The organism is Grimontia sp. SpTr1, from assembly GCF_947387585.1.
Classification (GTDB): domain Bacteria; phylum Pseudomonadota; class Gammaproteobacteria; order Enterobacterales; family Vibrionaceae; genus Enterovibrio; species Enterovibrio indicus.
On record NZ_CANDOD010000048.1, the window covers coordinates 1 to 1,322 of the forward strand.

The window sequence follows — 1,322 nt, forward strand, 5'->3', positions numbered from 1 at the left end:
ACCAGCGCGAGGGTAGAAGGAACCATATAGTCGGGCAGCAGGGCACGGAGTTGGTCAGTGACATCCGCCTTGAACTGCTCGGTGTCAGTATCATCTGTATGGTCAACCAACAGGGCAGCAGCGAGTGAGGCAGGCTGTCCGGCAGGAGAGAGCACGACAGCGACAGCACGGTGAATAGCGCTCAGGCTGTTCAGGGCAGTTTCTACCTCACCGAGCTCAATACGGTGTCCCCGCACCTTGACCTGATGGTCAAGGCGGCCCAGGAATTCCAGATTGCCGTCAGGCCAGTAACGCCCCTGGTCCCCAGTTCGGTACCAGCGCATAGCAGGTTGGCCGGAAACAGTCTCTGATGTGGCCTGAACAAAGCGGGCCTGAGTGAGGGTGTCATCCCCCCGGTATCCGGTGGCGACCCCGAGGCCCCCAATCCAAAGCTCACCGGGCACCCAGTCAGGGCAATCGCGCCCTTGTGCATCGACCACCCGGTAAACCTGATTGGCGAGCGGTTTACCGTAAGGAATGGACGTCCAGTGCTCAGGGAGGGGGGTGTCCGGAGAAAAGGCATCAAAGGTGTTAGACCAGATAGCGGCTTCCGTGGCGCCTCCCATGGCAGCCAGTCTTACCTGATGGCCGTTCAGCGCAAACAGACGCTGAGGGATATCCATACCAATCCAGTCGCCGGAAAGGAGAACCTGCTCAAATGGTAAGGTCAGGTGCTGGCTTTCAGCGACAACCATCAGCATGTCTAACAAGACAGGGACCGAGTTCCAGACAGTGACATGATGTTCGTTAATCAAAGACAACCAGGCAGCGGCATCGCGTCGAATGGCGTCATCGACCATGACGACGGCACCGCCGGCGCTGAGCAGACCGAAGAGGTCATAGACGGAGAGGTCAAAATCGAGCGCAGAGACCGCAAGCACACGGCTGTCGGGGTGGATACCATAGCGGTGGTTAATGTCATCAAGGGTATTGGCGGTGGCCTGATGGGCCATTTCAACGCCTTTGGGTTCACCGGTAGAGCCGGAGGTGAAGATGATATACGCCGGACTGTTTGGTGAGACAGGGACGGGGGCCTCTAATGGCGAGAACCTGTCAGTGTAAGAAATATCAATGGCGAGACCAGGGACGGCATCAAGGTGTGCCGGGTCAGTGACAGTGAAACGGATCCCCGCGGTGGTGTGTATACGCTGCTGTCGTACCAGAGGCTGGTGTGTACCGACAGGGACATAGCACCCGCCAGCGGCCAGAATACCAAGGACAGCGATGACCTGATTGTGTCCCCTTGGAAGGGTGACGGCAACAGGTTCACCGGGTTGAACCCC

General features: G+C 58.3%; 1 protein-coding gene. It reads right to left on the reverse strand.

The genetic code is table 11. The features are described 5' to 3' along the window. Positions 1 to 1,322, reverse strand: a 1,322-nt coding sequence (locus QL223_RS25860) for an amino acid adenylation domain-containing protein (RefSeq protein ID WP_281546358.1), incomplete at both ends; no start/stop codon positions are given.